The organism is Buttiauxella sp. 3AFRM03 (assembly GCF_003675305.1).
In the GTDB taxonomy this organism is placed as follows: Bacteria; Pseudomonadota; Gammaproteobacteria; order Enterobacterales; family Enterobacteriaceae; genus Buttiauxella; species Buttiauxella ferragutiae.
In genome coordinates this window covers 1,656,148-1,670,286 of sequence record NZ_CP033076.1, presented here as the reverse complement: position 1 = coordinate 1,670,286, position 14,139 = coordinate 1,656,148, and the positions used below count along the sequence as shown (strand labels likewise).

The 14,139-nt window shown below is 48.3% G+C and carries 15 protein-coding genes; 6 read left to right on the top strand and 9 right to left on the bottom strand.

The genetic code is table 11. The features are described from left to right. Window positions 1–5: 5 nt before the first annotated feature. Both dpiB and dpiA read left to right on the top strand, forming a co-directional pair. Window positions 6–1,670 carry a sensor histidine kinase DpiB gene (dpiB, locus tag D8682_RS09315; protein ID WP_121814124.1) on the top strand — a complete coding sequence of 555 codons (1,665 nt, stop codon included), beginning with the start codon at window positions 6–8 and terminating at the stop codon, window positions 1,668–1,670. Then, window positions 1,639–2,319 carry a two-component response regulator DpiA gene (gene dpiA, locus D8682_RS09310; RefSeq protein WP_064548740.1) on the top strand — a complete coding sequence of 227 codons (681 nt, stop codon included), beginning with the start codon at window positions 1,639–1,641 and terminating at the stop codon, window positions 2,317–2,319. Before dpiB ends, dpiA begins: the two co-directional genes overlap by 32 nt. An 11-nt stretch (window positions 2,320–2,330) precedes the next feature. On the opposite strand, the gene dcuC is transcribed toward dpiA, so the two are convergent. Beyond that, window positions 2,331–3,713 (bottom strand): anaerobic C4-dicarboxylate transporter DcuC, encoded by a 1,383-nt coding sequence (gene dcuC / locus D8682_RS09305; protein WP_064548739.1) that lies wholly within the window; start codon window positions 3,711–3,713, stop codon window positions 2,331–2,333. 372 nt (window positions 3,714–4,085) lie between these two features. On the opposite strand from dcuC, the gene pagP reads away from it, so the two are divergent. Continuing rightward, window positions 4,086–4,661 (top strand): lipid IV(A) palmitoyltransferase PagP, encoded by a 576-nt coding sequence (gene pagP, locus D8682_RS09300; protein WP_083963440.1) that lies wholly within the window; start codon window positions 4,086–4,088, stop codon window positions 4,659–4,661. Window positions 4,662–4,861: 200 nt separating this feature from the next. Next, on the top strand, window positions 4,862–5,071 hold the full coding sequence (gene cspE, locus D8682_RS09295; RefSeq protein WP_004100146.1) for a transcription antiterminator/RNA stability regulator CspE: 210 nt from the start codon (window positions 4,862–4,864) through the stop codon (window positions 5,069–5,071). A 214-nt stretch (window positions 5,072–5,285) separates the two neighbouring features. On the opposite strand, the gene crcB is transcribed toward cspE, so the two are convergent. Next, complete coding sequence (crcB, locus tag D8682_RS09290; RefSeq protein ID WP_121814123.1) at window positions 5,286–5,669, bottom strand: fluoride efflux transporter CrcB; 384 nt, start codon at window positions 5,667–5,669, stop codon at window positions 5,286–5,288. A 107-nt stretch (window positions 5,670–5,776) separates the two neighbouring features. On the opposite strand from crcB, the gene D8682_RS09285 reads away from it, so the two are divergent. Together D8682_RS09285 and tatE are read left to right on the top strand one after the other, a co-directional pair. Next, on the top strand, window positions 5,777–6,565 hold the full coding sequence (locus tag D8682_RS09285) for a deaminated glutathione amidase (RefSeq protein ID WP_121814122.1): 789 nt from the start codon (window positions 5,777–5,779) through the stop codon (window positions 6,563–6,565). A 128-nt stretch (window positions 6,566–6,693) separates the two neighbouring features. After that, complete coding sequence (gene tatE / locus D8682_RS09280; RefSeq protein ID WP_064548732.1) at window positions 6,694–6,897, top strand: twin-arginine translocase subunit TatE; 204 nt, start codon at window positions 6,694–6,696, stop codon at window positions 6,895–6,897. A gap of 98 nt (window positions 6,898–6,995) precedes the next feature. Here tatE and lipA read toward each other — a convergent pair whose 3' ends face one another. The 7 genes from lipA to mrdB all read right to left on the bottom strand — a co-directional run bounded on the left by lipA (window position 6,996) and on the right by mrdB (window position 14,139). Then, a complete protein-coding gene (gene lipA, locus D8682_RS09275) occupies window positions 6,996–7,961 on the bottom strand; it encodes a lipoyl synthase (protein WP_064548730.1) in 966 nt (321 codons plus the stop codon). 224 nt (window positions 7,962–8,185) lie between these two features. After that, window positions 8,186–9,109, bottom strand: a complete 924-nt coding sequence (locus D8682_RS09270) for a YbeF family transcriptional regulator (RefSeq protein ID WP_064548728.1) — start codon at window positions 9,107–9,109, stop codon at window positions 8,186–8,188. A 319-nt stretch (window positions 9,110–9,428) separates the two neighbouring features. Beyond that, on the bottom strand, window positions 9,429–10,070 hold the full coding sequence (lipB, locus tag D8682_RS09265) for a lipoyl(octanoyl) transferase LipB (RefSeq protein ID WP_121814121.1): 642 nt from the start codon (window positions 10,068–10,070) through the stop codon (window positions 9,429–9,431). 84 nt (window positions 10,071–10,154) lie between these two features. Beyond that, window positions 10,155–10,418, bottom strand: coding sequence for a DUF493 family protein YbeD (gene ybeD, locus D8682_RS09260; RefSeq protein WP_064548724.1), 264 nt, complete (start codon window positions 10,416–10,418; stop codon window positions 10,155–10,157). Window positions 10,419–10,529: 111 nt separating this feature from the next. Then, window positions 10,530–11,741 carry a D-alanyl-D-alanine carboxypeptidase DacA gene (gene dacA / locus D8682_RS09255; protein ID WP_064548783.1) on the bottom strand — a complete coding sequence of 404 codons (1,212 nt, stop codon included), beginning with the start codon at window positions 11,739–11,741 and terminating at the stop codon, window positions 10,530–10,532. A gap of 144 nt (window positions 11,742–11,885) precedes the next feature. Beyond that, the gene (gene rlpA, locus D8682_RS09250; protein WP_121814120.1) at window positions 11,886–13,010 is read right to left on the bottom strand and encodes an endolytic peptidoglycan transglycosylase RlpA; all 1,125 of its coding nucleotides are present in this window, start codon (window positions 13,008–13,010) and stop codon (window positions 11,886–11,888) included. Window positions 13,011–13,026: 16 nt separating this feature from the next. Beyond that, window positions 13,027–14,139 carry a peptidoglycan glycosyltransferase MrdB gene (gene mrdB / locus D8682_RS09245; RefSeq protein WP_064548720.1) on the bottom strand — a complete coding sequence of 371 codons (1,113 nt, stop codon included), beginning with the start codon at window positions 14,137–14,139 and terminating at the stop codon, window positions 13,027–13,029.

The window sequence follows — 14,139 nt, the reverse complement described above, 5'->3', positions numbered from 1 at the left end:
AATCAATGCCGGGAACAGAAAAGATTGGCGTATTGCGATTTTTTCAAAAAATTGCTTTCCCATTAAGAATCTTTTTACTGCTGTTACTGGTATCGACTTTATTGATTGCTGCACTGGGCAAGTATTTAACAGCAAGTTTTGAAGATTATCTCCTCGAACATGTGCGCGATATGGCGATGAATCAGGCGCGGATTATCGCCTCGAACGACAGTCTTATTACGGCGGTCAAAAACAGAGACAGCGCACACCTCGCCGTGATTGTTGGCAAATTATCCACCGGTTCTGATTTTGATTATGTCGTGATTGGCGACAGCCATTCCATTCGTCTTTTTCACCCGAACCCAGAAAAAATTGGCTACCCGATGCAGTGGACCAAGCCTGGTGCGCTGGAAAAAGGTGAGAGCTACTTTATTACTGGCGAAGGTTCGATTGGCATGGCGATGCGCGCCAAGACGCCAATCTTTGACGAGCACGGCAAAGTGATTGGCGTGGTGTCGCTCGGTTATCTGGTCAGTAAAATTGATAGCTGGCGTCTGGATTTCCTGCTGCCGCTCGCCGGTGTTTTTGTGGTTATCCTGATTGTTCTGATGCTGCTCTCCTGGTTGTTTTCTTCCCATATCCGCAGGCAGATGCTGGGGATGGAGCCACGCCAGATTGCGCGCGTGGTGCGCCAACAAGAGGCGCTGTTTGGCTCGGTATTTGAAGGCTTGATCGCCGTCGATAGCGATGGGCTTATCACGGCGATTAATCGCAATGCCCGTAAAATGCTCGGGTTGCGTTCACCAGGCCGCCAGTGGCTGGGGAAACCAATATCTGATGTGGTGCATCCGGCGAGTTTTTTCACTGAAAAGATTGCCGAAGCACGCCAGGACGTGATTTGTACTTTTAACGGGCTGAGTGTGATTGCCAATCGCGGGGTGATTCATTCCGGCCATGCGGCACCCGCAGGCGCGATTGTCAGCTTCCGCAGCAAAGACGAAATCAGCACGCTGAATGCGCAGCTCACCCAAATTAAACAGTATGTGGAGAGCCTGCGAACGCTGCGTCATGAACATTTAAACTGGATGTCGACGCTCAGCGGCCTGCTGCAAATGAAGGAATATGACCGGGTGCTTGAGATGGTGAAAGGGGAGTCTCAGGCGCAGCAAGAGCTTATCGATTATCTGCGCAGTGAGATAAATGACCGCCAGGTGGCTGGCCTGTTGTTTGGTAAGTCTCAGCGGGCGCGTGAACTGGGGCTGGTATTAAATATTGTGCCTGGCAGCCAGTTATCGGCGCTTCCGGAAGGGCTGGATAGCACTGAGTTTTCGGCTATTGTCGGCAATTTACTGGATAACGCTTTTGATGCCAGCCTGAAAAATTCACGCAGCAATAACATTGTCGAACTCTATCTGAGCGATGAAGGATCGGAGGTGATAATTGAAGTGGCCGACCAGGGCTGTGGCGTGCCCGAGACGTTACGTGAAGCTATTTTTGAGCAAGGTGTCAGCACCAAAACTGATAACAAGGACGCACACGGCATTGGGTTATATCTGATAGTCAGTTATGTCAGTCGCTGTGGCGGGGTAATTACGCTGGAAGACAACCAACCCAGCGGTTCTTTATTTTCTGTTTTTATACCGAAAGTGAAAAAGAGCAATGACGCAACCTATTACGATTCTGATTGTTGAAGACGAAACAGCGCTGGCGGAAATGCATGCGGAGTTTATTCGTCAAATGCCCCATTGCGGGCAAGTGTGGCTGGCGGGGAATCTGGCGCAAACCAGAATGATGATTGAGCGATTTAAGCCTGATTTGATTTTGCTGGATAACTATTTGCCCGATGGCCGCGGAATTACGCTTCTGCAAGAACTGGCTCAGGCGCGCTTCCCTGGCGGAGTGGTCTTTACGACGGCTGCAAGTGATATGGATACCGTATCCGATGCGGTGCGCGGCGGGGTGTTTGATTATCTGGTTAAGCCTATTGCCTACGAACGCCTTGAGCAAACACTGGAGCGCTATCAGCAGCGAATGCAGATGCTGGCGAACAGTGCCAGTGCCAGCCAGCGGCAGATTGACGATATGTTCAATGCCTATGCGCGCGGGGAGCAAAAAGAGGTGTTGCCGGTGGGGATTGATGAGCTGACGCTGGAGAAAGTGCAGCTGCTGTTTACTGACCCGGAAGCTCGCCACACTGCGGAAACCGTGGCTGAAGCGTTAAAACTGAGCCGTACCACGGCGCGACGTTATCTGGAGTTTTGTGCCAGCCGCCAGCAAATTATGGCCGAAATAGTTTATGGCAAGGTAGGACGCCCACAGCGCACCTATCGGGCACTGTGAGCGAAGTGCTTTTAGCCGCCAACAACAACGGCAGCAGAAGGCACGAGGATTTCAGTGGCAATAATGACCACCACCAGACCTACCGCAATCGGTACTGAGGTACGTTTAACGACTTCAAATGGGGAAATTTTTGCCATACCTGCAACGGCCACAACCACGCCGGAAACCGGAGAAATGGTACGGCCCAGGTTGGATGCTTGCAACATTGGGATCGCCAGATACGCAGGGTTGATGCCAGAGGAGTGAGCCAGTTTAGGGATCATCTCAACAAAGGCATAGAACGGGGCGTTACCTGAACCGGTGGTCATGGCAGCTAACATGGTGAGAACGACTAACACCAGCATCAGAATGATACTTGCCGAGCCAAACGAGGTGGCAATGGATATCAGGCTCTGGATAAAGCCGATGGTGCTGAGACCCTGGGCGAAGACACCTGCCGCCACCAACAACATCACCACGTTGGCGAAGGCATCAGCCATACCGCGATAGCAAACCTCCAGCCCGGAGAAGACGTTCTGTGTGTTGAAACCACGGAAGAATTCAATGATTGCCGCAATCAGAATACAGATAACCAAAATGGTAATGATGTGTAGTTGTGGGCCCCATTTACCGTCGAAAATCAACACACCAATAATTGGCGTAAATGGCAGAATGGCATAGAAAGAAGGAGCAGTAGTCTGGATTTCGCTGACATCGAGCATTTCATGGCTGATGTTCTCTTTTTTATCCAGGTAGCGTTGCCAGAAGAAGTGGGCAATCGCCATGGCAATAATTGCGGCAATAGAAATTGGCACGGTAGTTTTAAAGGCAAAATCAACCAATGTCATTTCCGCAGCTTTCGCCGCCAGCACCACATCGCCAGAGGTTGGAGAGAGAATGATTGCAGCAGGGGAGGCACAAATTGCCGCCGCAGCGCCACGGCTAATCCCGACGTTCACCATTACCGGGAACAATGTTGCCATCAGCAATACACCCAGGCCAGTCGCAGAAGAGACCGCCAGTGACATCAGACAAGCCACGAAATACGCAGCGATCATCAGAATGTAAGGTGAGTTAATTAATTTCAATGGTTTTGATGCGAGCTTAACGACCATGTCGTTAGCACCAATATGGGTCATATATGCGGCAAAACCACACAGCATCATGATCATCATGCCGAGATCGCCACCACGGCTCATCAGCAAGATTTTGACATATTCGACAATATCGGTTGCGGTGTAACCGGTACTTTCAGCACTGGCAGGTAAAACTTTGTGGCCCATTAAGGCACTAATAATCAGTAATATTAAACCACCGACAAATAATACGCCGGTCGCGGAGTAGCCTTTGATGATGTAGCGAGCTACACCAACAATCACTATCACCCCAATAAGTAATTCAATCGTAGTTAGCATTAAAGCCCCCTGTTGCGTTTGGTCGTCGGCATCTGTTGGCCGTACCTGAACGTAACGCCATGCCAGAAAAATAAAAAATAACGGCTTTAAAGCCGTCTGCGAAAGCGGTGTCAATCTGCCTGAATCACAGGCGACGAGTTCTGATAAGCATCAAAATTTAGCGAGCTTGATTCCACTGCCATGGTGCTTTTGTTGGCCGAGCTGCAATTATGACATTTACTTATTGATATGCGTTATCTATTTGTCGAAGCAATTGTTCTATTAATAACCGATAACCAGGCCCGTGTTTTCGGATTTTACCCGCAGCTTATTTAGCTGTAGTTAACATAAAATTTGTTAAATTAGCTATTGAGTTTTGATGCGGAAATTAACGTGGCTTTAACAAATAAACGAGTGATTCTTTTTATTATTTTGCTGGTTCCAATAAGGGAAGTACCAGCTGCAATGGCAAATCAAACTAGTCTGCTGGGCAATGCCTGGAATACATTGACTGATAACGTTTCACAGACGTGGAATGAACCACAACACTATGATTTGTTTATTCCGGCGATAACCTGGCATGCGCGCTTCGCATACGACGAGGAAAAAATAGAGAAATATAACGAACGACCATGGGGCCTTGGGTTCGGACAAACGCGATGGGATGACAGCGGGAACTGGCATGGCTTGTATTTGATGATGTTTAAAGATTCCTTTAACAAATGGGAGCCAATTGGTGGTTACGGATGGGAGAAAACCTGGCGCCCGCTGACGGATGATAATTTCCACATAGGGCTAGGCTATACACTCGGTGTTACCGCTCGTGATAACTGGAACTACATTCCACTGCCGGTGATCCTGCCTTTGGCATCTGTAGGATATGGCCCGGCGACCTTCCAGATGACCTATATCCCTGGAACTTACAACAACGGTAACGTTTACTTCGCCTGGCTACGCTTCCAATTCTGAGCGGCGGTATAGGCCAGAATCAATCCAAACCCATATGTTTTCTATCTATTGTTTGAAAATACGGGCTGCTGCACACTTTTTAAAAGAGGTAGCAATTTTTCTCACTTTTTAGCTAATCTGGGCTGGACAAAATCCATCACAATTGGTGTACTGGTGTTCGACACAGCATTTGTGTCGTTTTTCATGTAAAGGTAATTTAGATGTCTAAGATTAAAGGTAACGTTAAGTGGTTTAACGAGTCAAAAGGCTTTGGCTTCATTACTCCGGAAGATGGTAGCAAAGACGTGTTCGTACACTTCTCTGCAATCCAGAGCAATGGTTTCAAAACCCTGGCTGAAGGTCAGCGCGTTGAGTTTGAAATCACTAACGGTGCCAAAGGCCCATCTGCTGCAAACGTAATGCCTATCTAAGGCATTACCAGTAGAATATAAAAACCCGCTAAGGCGGGTTTTTTTTGCTTTAAATTCAGTAAAATAGATAAACTTTCACAAAGCTCACCACAATTAGCGTGCTTATCAGCACCGCAGTCCACTCAGCAACACGTTGTTTCGTCATTATTTGCCCCACGCTATTTTTCAAACAGAGTGGCAGACGAAAATTAAGCTAACCTTAACGTGCTACTAATTAGTGGCCGTATGCCAATGAAACTAACCAAAATGCGATGGCGGTCATCGTCAATGAACCGGCGAGGTTCAGTAGCATGTTTAATCCTGCCCATGTCAGACGCCCGTCCTGTAGCAGGAATACCACTTCAGCCGAAAAGGTTGAAAATGTCGTCAGGCCACCGCAAAAACCGGTGGTGATCAACAATTTCCACACTGGGTCGAGATGAGTCATTCTGGTGAACAAGGCCAGGCCGAGGCCGATAATAAATGCGCCTACCAGGTTGGCGACCAATGTTCCAACTGGAATAGCGGCATGCACCGGGTTGAATCTCATACTGAGCAACCAGCGCGCAACGCTGCCCGTCCCGCCGCCAATAAACACGGCTAATAGCATCTGTAACACGATGTTTTCCTGTTCGATCTAATGCGCAAGAGAATGAGTGTAACGTCAGTACGGGACGTTTCACACCGGGTATACTGAAAATATTCGCGACCTTTTGGGAAACCACAATGAAAGTTGCCGTAGGGCAGTTTGCAGTGAGTAAAGACTGGCAGGAGAACGTACAAACCTGTCTTGGGTTTATGGCTCAGGCCAACGGCGCGGGAGCACAATTACTGGTGTTGCCCGAGGCTGTGCTGGCACGAGATGACAATGACCCCGATTTGTCGGTCAAATCGGCACAAACGATGAACGAAGCCTTTATTGAGCAGCTTTGTTCACAAAGCCGTGATGACCAACTGACCACAATCCTGACACTGCACATCAAAACCACGCCTGGGCGAGCGGCCAATACTTTGCTGGCGATTCGCGGTGGTGAGGTGATAGCCCGTTATAAGAAGCTTCATCTTTACGATGCGTTTAACGTGCAAGAATCCCGGCTGGTTGATGCGGGAGAAAGTTTGCCGCCAGTGATTGAGATCGCTGGCTTTAAAGTAGGCTTAATGACCTGTTACGATGTACGCTTTCCAGAGATGGCTTTAAGTCTGGCATTAGCGGGGGCGGAAGTGTTAGTTCTGCCAGCTGCCTGGTTGCGTGGCCCAAACAAAGAAATGCACTGGTCCACTCTTCTTGCCGCTCGAGCGCTTGATACTACTTGCTATGTTGTTGCTGCTGGTGAGTGTGGTAATAAAAACATTGGCCACAGCCAGGTTGTTGATCCGCTTGGCGTTGTGATTGCAGCTGCAAATCTGCAGCCGACGTTGATATATGCTGAACTGGAAAGGCAGCATCTTGCCAATGTGCGAGCCATGTTACCGGTGTTGAAAAACCGACGTTTTGCTTATCCACAACTGCTGTGATTATTTTTTGACCAGGTCTTGATTCAACTTGTTACAGGTTGCTATTGTATAGCACGAGAAAATGACCGTTAATTGTCTCAGTGTATGATTCGCCGTATTCACGGCATGCATGATTAAAGAAGGTTGCTATGGGTGAGATTAGTATTACTAAGTTGTTGGTGGTTGGTGCGCTGATTGTTTTGTTATTTGGCACCAAGAAGTTGCGTACACTCGGTGGCGACCTCGGCGCGGCAATCAAAGGCTTCAAGAAAGCCATGAATGAAGACGAGACCGGCGCGAAGTCTGCCAACAATACAGATGCAGCAGCGGACCGTATTACGCACAAAGACTGAGCAAGACTCAGCTTTCACGGACAGATATAAAAAAACCGGCCTTTTATGAGCCGGTTTTTTTGTCATCTGCAAATCATAAGTAACGATTTGTTACATCGTTATTTGACTTCCATGCCTTTAGCCTGCAGGTCTGCATGGTAAGAAGAACGTACAAATGGGCCGCAAGCTGCATGGGTAAAGCCCATCGCCAGCGCTTCCGCTTTCATCTCTTCGAACTCATCCGGGCTAACATAACGCTGCACAGGTAAGTGATGGCGGCTTGGCTGCAAATATTGACCAAGCGTCAACATCGTGACGCCGTGACGACGGAGATCGCGCATCACTTCCACAATCTCTTCATTCGTTTCGCCTAAACCTACCATTAATCCAGATTTAGTTGGGATATCCGGGTGCGCTTCTTTAAAACGCTCAAGCAGTTTCAGAGACCAGTTGTAGTCAGCACCCGGGCGTACTTTACGATAAATACGCGGTACGTTTTCCAGGTTGTGGTTGAACACATCTGGTGGTGTGGCGGTGAGGATCTCTAACGCTTTGTCCATGCGTCCGCGGAAATCCGGTACCAACGTTTCAATTTTGATCGTTGGGTTTTTCTCGCGAATTGCACTGATGCAATCGGCGAAATGCTGGGCACCTCCATCGCGCAGGTCATCACGGTCTACAGACGTGATAACTACATAGCGCAACGCCATGTCAGCAATGGTTTGGGCAAGTTTAGCGGGTTCGTTGGCGTCTGGCGCGACAGGGCGGCCATGAGCAACATCGCAGAACGGGCAGCGGCGTGTACAAATTGCGCCCAGGATCATAAAGGTTGCCGTTCCGTGGTTGAAACATTCTGCCAGGTTAGGACAGGAAGCTTCTTCACACACCGAGTGCAGACCATTTTTACGCATTGCCGCTTTGATACCCTGAATTCGGGTCGAATCAGATGGAAGTTTGATCTTCATCCATTCTGGTTTTCTTAACAGCTCCTGGCGCTCGGTCACCACGTTTTTAACCGGGATCAGAGCCATTTTATCGGCGTCGCGGTACTTGACGCCGCGTTCCATTACAATGGGTTTACTCATATCGTACGTGTTCCAGTTGCTGAAAAAAAATCAGGCTAATCGAGTGTTTTATTTATCAACTATTTTTTAATAGCGCGCGCAGTATACCATCACTGGGGGGAATAAATCAGCCTGGCAGAGCAGTAAATGGGGAAAGAATTGTAAATGGTTTGTTGGATTGTGCGCTTTTTTACGTTAACAATTGGCAAGCTGACCCCGCAGCGAAAGCCGCGAGGCCGGGATGTCTACACTTTCTCAAATTCGTGAATGATCGCGTCGATGACTTCTTGCAGTATTGCATCGCGCGAGCTGAGTTTGTTGAAGTGCATGGTAGTGCCCAGAGGAATGGCCGATAATCTCTCACATTCAACCGTTTTAAGTCCGAAATGGTGAGAAAACATTTCAAATATTTTGTATGGCATAAAGCCAATGAGATCGCTGGTGCTGAGCATTGAAACGATGGCTAAGAGGTTATAGCTGCTAAATGTGATTTGGCGGTTTGGTAAGAGCTCATTAATCAGTTGGCGAGTATCGGCCAACAACTCTTCCTGCATAATCAAAAATGTATAATTGATTCCGTGAATATCATTGGCGGAGAAAATTGATTCTGCATTAGGGTGATCGTGGCGACATACCGCAACCAGGCGGTCATCAAACAATTTGTGGCTATTGATTCCGGGGCCATGATGGTGACGATTATCGATAGCAATATCAGCCTGAAATTGTGATAACTGGCGTTCTGCCACTGGCACATTGCGAACAGATAATTTCGGATTCACTTTCTGAATGGCCGAATAGATTCGTGGCATCAATAGTGCGCCTGATGTGGGTGAGCACGCGACGGTGATAATGCGCTCTTTTTCGTAATTATTGTTGATATCTAAGGCGCACAGGATCGATTCAAATCCCTGGCTAATATATTCATGCAAATGTGCAGCATAGGCTGTAGGTGTGACACCTTGCCCCTTACGGATAAACAGTGGGTCAGGGAATGTTGACCTCAATTTTTGGATGGATTGACTGATAGCCGAAGGTGTTAAATTTAACACTTTAGCTGCATTGACGATCCCTTTATGAATGTAGACTGCTTCGAAAATTGTTAATAAATTAAGATCAATATTTCGTAATGCTTTGAAAGTTGGGTGATGATTTTTTTCATATCTGTCCATGAAATGTTTCTCTTTGGTGAACTAACTCTTAATTCCATTCAGATTATATTATTTAATTATGCATTAATGACAGTGATGTATTAGGTGTGAACCATATTAAAAATTAATTATAAATGGAATTATACATTTACCAAATCAATGTCTTAAGTGATTGCTGTTATATATTAATGGTCGATATATTTACATATGAATATAAAAGGTAAGGTGGTTATTTAGTCAGGGGAAGTTATACAAAACTAATCATAAAGTAAAGCGATGCTGAATAATGTCACAGTGAAAACTGCACCGGTTTAAGATGCAGTCGCCATAATAATTAATATCATACAGTTAGATATTTAACTGGTGGATTATCGAGCAGGGCAATAAAGTTATTGATCAGCAATGGTTGAACATCTTCCAGTGATGCTCCTGGACGTAATGAACTCACTTGGGTCATTTCAAGACCAGCGTAACCACATGGATTGATTCGTAAAAAAGGACTCAGATCCATATCAATATTCAATGCTAACCCGTGGAAAGAGCATCCTTTGCGGATGCGTAGACCCAGCGAGCAAATTTTACGCCCATCAACATAGACGCCAGGCGCATCGGCGCGAGGATAGGCTTCTATTCCCAATTCTGCGAGTGTGTTAACTACCGTTTGCTCAAGGATAGTGACCAGTTCCCGCACGCCCAGTTTGCGGCGTTTCAAATTAAGCAGCACATACATCACTTGCTGACCCGGCCCGTGATACGTCACCTGGCCACCGCGATCACTTTGGATGACAGGGATATCTCCGGGAACCAGTACATGTTCCGCTTTCCCTGCCTGGCCTTGTGTAAATACGCGCTCGTGTTCTACCAGCCAAATTTCATCGGCGGTGGTTTCATCACGGGTATCGGTAAAGTCATGCATCGCCTGTGAGATAGGCTCGTAGGGCTGTAGGCCTAGTTGGCGGATTTGAATAGTATCTTGAGACAAAACATCGTCTCCGGCAGGTTAGAAAGTTGTGGGAGTATATCACAGCGGGAAAAGCAGTACCCGGCCAGCAGGCCGGGTGGCGAATCACAATACCATACGAACGATTTCAATATTACCCAGTTCTGCGTACAGCGTTTCAACTTGCTCAATGTGGGTCGCATTAATGGTAATCGAGACAGAATGGTAATTACCTTTGCTGCTCGGTTTAACCTGCGGGGTGTAGTCACCAGGTGCGTGGCGCTGCACCACCTCAACGACCAAATCAACCAGCTCAGGTTTCGCCAGACCCATTACTTTGTAAGTAAATGAAGTCGGGAATTCGAGCAATTCTTTCAGATTGGTTTTCATGGTAGCTCCAGCGTTACGGCATTAAAAATGATAACTCCCGCCAGCAGGGGCGGGAGTTGCTTTGATTCATAGTATATGGGGATGACTTCTACACTTTCAAGTGTTCAATTATTAACCAAACCAATGGTGGAACATCAGTTTGATGTAATCAATGATTCGACTGAAGAAGTTACCTTCCGGCATTTCCTGAAGTACGACCAGCGGACGCTGTTCGATAGTCTTGCCATCCAGTTGGAAATTGATGGTTCCGACAACCTGGTTCTTTTGCAGCGGCGCGTGCAGTTCGGTGGTGTTCAGCACATAACTGGCTTTCAGGTCTTTCATACGGCCACGTGGGATTGTCAGGTAGACGTCTTTATCAACCCCTAACGATGCACGGTCGTTATCGCCGAACCAGGCAGGTTCTGAGGCAAACTCTTTGCCGGCTTTCAATGGAGAAACTGTCTCAAAGAAGCGGAAACCCCAGGTCAGCAGTTTCTTGCTTTCTGTTTCGCGGCCTTTGTAGGTGCGCCCACCGAGCACTGCCGAAATCAGGCGCATCTGGCCTTCGGTGGCAGAAGCGACCAGATTATAACCCGCGGCATCAGTATGACCGGTTTTGATGCCGTCAACTTGCAGGCTGGTATCCCACAGTAAACCGTTACGGTTAGTCTGGCGGATATTATTGAAGGTGAACTCTTTTTCTTTATAGATAGCGTATTCGTTTGGCACGTCACGAATCAGTGCCTGGCCGATCAACGCCATATCACGCGCAGAGCTGTACTGACCTTCAGCATCGAGGCCGTGTACTGTCCCGAAATGGGTGTTTTTCAGGCCAAGAGCAGAAACATAGCTGTTCATCAGACCGACGAACGATTCCTGGCTACCCGCCACGAAATCGGCCATTGCCACGGAAGCATCGTTACCGGATTGCAGGTTGATACCGCGAATCAGTTTGGAAACGGGAACTTGCATGCCTGGTTTCAGGAACATCAATGATGAGCCTTTAAATACCGGGTTACCGGTTGCCCATGCATCTTGTCCAACGGTCACAATGGAGCTTTCGTTAAATTTACCGGCTTTCATCGCCTGACCGATGACGTAGCTGGTCATCATTTTGGTCAAACTAGCAGGATCACGGCGCGCGTCAGCATTGGATTCTGCGAGGACTTTGCCTGAGTTGTAATCGATCAGGATGTACGCTTCAGCATCAATCTGCGGCACGCCCGGGATCATGGTTTTAATGTTCAGGTCGTCAGCGTGTGCAACAGCCATCCCCGAAAGAGTGAGGGCAGTTGTTAGCGCCAGGCGTTTAACAAAACGAAAAGAAGGGGCTGTATTCATGATTAGAACAACGACATCCATGATAGGAATAAAAAAAAGTGCCTTACTATAGCAAAAGCGATTTTTGCTGGCATCCGTCTTTGCGCATCATTTGTTAATGGAATTTACACTAACTGACGCACAGCGGATGCCAGACATAATCACTTACATAGCGGGTGCGTTAGTGATGAAAGATTGTTGTTGGGCTTCGCTCATCAGGCGTTGTTGCAGTGCGGCAGCTTCGCCTTTGCTGTTAAATGGCCCAAGTTGTACACGGAACATCGCCCCATTACTGGAAACCTTACCCGGTACGCCAAACTGCTGGCTAAGTTTTTGCTGCCATTGGTTAGCACGAGTCTGGTCACTGACCGCTCCCACCTGAACTACGTAGTGGCCGCTGGCAGCAGGAACAGCAGCCTGTGTGCTACCCTGAACGGAACCTGGGGCGGTAACCGGTGCGCTTTGTTGAACAGTAACGGGCTGAACTGGTGTGACTGATACAGCGGGCGCAGGCTGATCGCTTTCAATTACGCCAGCCGCGAGTGGGGTTGCCGCGCCGAGAAAACCACTGTTGCTCACAGGAGCACCAGTTGTATCTTCACTCTGTAATGTAGAATTACTAATGGCGCGAACGTCACCCTGAGGTGCATCAACAGGCGCAGAAGTTGCTCCCCCCATACCGGTGTTTAAATCCGGTCGAGCGGGTAGGGCATAGGTTTGTTTGGCAACGGTCGTACAGACCGTACCCGGGCCTGACATGGTGCCATCTTGCGCCACCAGAATCGGGTCGATACGGACTTTAGTATTGTTCGAGGTGTTCAGGCGGTCAGCTGCGGCGCGAGACAATGAAATCACACGGTCATTGCCGTATGGGCCACGGTCATTAATACGCACAATAACCATTCGGCCATTTGCGAGGTTAGTGATTCGCGCATAACTCGGAACAGGCAGTGTCGGGTGTGCTGCCGTCAACGCTGAGGGATCAAAGGTTTCGCCAGATGCAGTCAAATTGCTGCCTGGTTCTGCGTCATAAATGGCAGCAAGACCGGCCTGGCTGAAGTTGGCCGGGTTTTGCACGATTTTGTATTTCTTACCGTTATTTTCGTAATCCTGGTTTACCGAAGGATTCAACGGTTCGAAACGCGGGTCTGCGCCGCTGATTTCAACCACCGGGCCATTACACACCGCGGGTTGCGGTTGCTGGTTCACTTGCTGTTGGTCGCCGTCATCAGACGAGCAGCCAGCCAGTAATGCAGCCACTACACAGATCCCAAGCCAACGCTTTACCATTACCCACCTCATCAACTTACACGCTTTTTGATAACATTTTTCTGTGGGTATGTATCGACATCACGATACCAAACCCGGCCATCAGAACAATGAGTGCCGAGCCCCCGTAACTCACCAGCGGCAAAGGTACTCCGACCACCGGTAAGATACCACTAACCATACCAATGTTAACAAACACATATACGAATAAAATCAACATTAGGCCACCAGCCATAACTCTGCCAAATGTTGTTTGCGCGCGAGCGGCGATCACAAGGCCACGCATGATGAGTAGCAGGTAGAGCGCCAGCAAGACTAAAACACCGACCAGACCTAACTCTTCGGCAAGAACCGCGAAGATAAAGTCAGTGTGGCGTTCGGGTAAAAATTCAAGCTGTGACTGTGTTCCGTGCAACCAGCCTTTGCCGCGCAGCCCACCAGAGCCAATAGCAATTTTAGACTGAATAATGTGATAGCCCGCGCCGAGAGGGTCAGTTTCCGGATCAAGCAGCATCATTACGCGAGCGCGTTGATAATCGTGCATCAGGAAGAACCACAAAATTGGAATAAATGCGGCAACCAACAGCACGGCAATACCGATAAGTTTCCAGCTCATACCCGATAAGAACAGAACGAACAGGCCGGATGCGGCGATCAGAATCGAGGTCCCGAGATCGGGCTGAGCAGCAACCAACAGCGTCGGCATGAAAATTAATATCAGCGCGATACCGGTGTTTTTAAGCGTAGGTGGACAAACGTCACGGTTGATAAAGCGAGCGACCATCAAGGGGACAGCAATTTTGGCTATTTCGGATGGCTGGAAGCGCACGACACCGAGGTCTAGCCAGCGTTGAGCACCTTTGGATATTGCCCCAAACGCATCCACCGCGACCAGCAAGATGATACAGACGATGTACAAGTACGGAGCCCAGCCCTCGTAAACGCGGGGCGGGATTTGAGCCATCACGATCATCACCACCAGTCCCATCAGGATCTGGCCGATTTTACGCTCCATCATGTCCATATCCTGGCCACTGGCACTCCAGATAACCAGCGCACTAAAAATAAGCAGCGCCAGAATGGTCACCAGGAAGAGCGGATCGATATGGATTTTATCCCAGAACGACTTTTTGTTTGGATTATCAGTCAT

Excerpts from the sequence above, each read along its gene's own strand:
- dpiB (WP_121814124.1), top strand. The coding sequence starts at position 6 with ATGCCGGGAACAGAAAAGATTGGCGTATTGCGATTTTTTCAAAAAATT.
- dpiA (WP_064548740.1), top strand. The coding sequence starts at position 1,639 with ATGACGCAACCTATTACGATTCTGATTGTTGAAGACGAAACAGCGCTG.
- dcuC (WP_064548739.1), bottom strand. The coding sequence starts at position 3,713 with ATGCTAACTACGATTGAATTACTTATTGGGGTGATAGTGATTGTTGGT.
- cspE (WP_004100146.1), top strand. The coding sequence starts at position 4,862 with ATGTCTAAGATTAAAGGTAACGTTAAGTGGTTTAACGAGTCAAAAGGC.
- D8682_RS09285 (WP_121814122.1), top strand. The coding sequence starts at position 5,777 with ATGAAAGTTGCCGTAGGGCAGTTTGCAGTGAGTAAAGACTGGCAGGAG.
- tatE (WP_064548732.1), top strand. The coding sequence starts at position 6,694 with ATGGGTGAGATTAGTATTACTAAGTTGTTGGTGGTTGGTGCGCTGATT.
- lipA (WP_064548730.1), bottom strand. The coding sequence starts at position 7,961 with ATGAGTAAACCCATTGTAATGGAACGCGGCGTCAAGTACCGCGACGCC.
- D8682_RS09270 (WP_064548728.1), bottom strand. The coding sequence starts at position 9,109 with ATGGACAGATATGAAAAAAATCATCACCCAACTTTCAAAGCATTACGA.
- ybeD (WP_064548724.1), bottom strand. The coding sequence starts at position 10,418 with ATGAAAACCAATCTGAAAGAATTGCTCGAATTCCCGACTTCATTTACT.
- dacA (WP_064548783.1), bottom strand. The coding sequence starts at position 11,741 with ATGAATACAGCCCCTTCTTTTCGTTTTGTTAAACGCCTGGCGCTAACA.
- rlpA (WP_121814120.1), bottom strand. The coding sequence starts at position 13,010 with ATGGTAAAGCGTTGGCTTGGGATCTGTGTAGTGGCTGCATTACTGGCT.
- mrdB (WP_064548720.1), bottom strand. The coding sequence starts at position 14,139 with ATGACTGATAATCCAAACAAAAAGTCGTTCTGGGATAAAATCCATATC.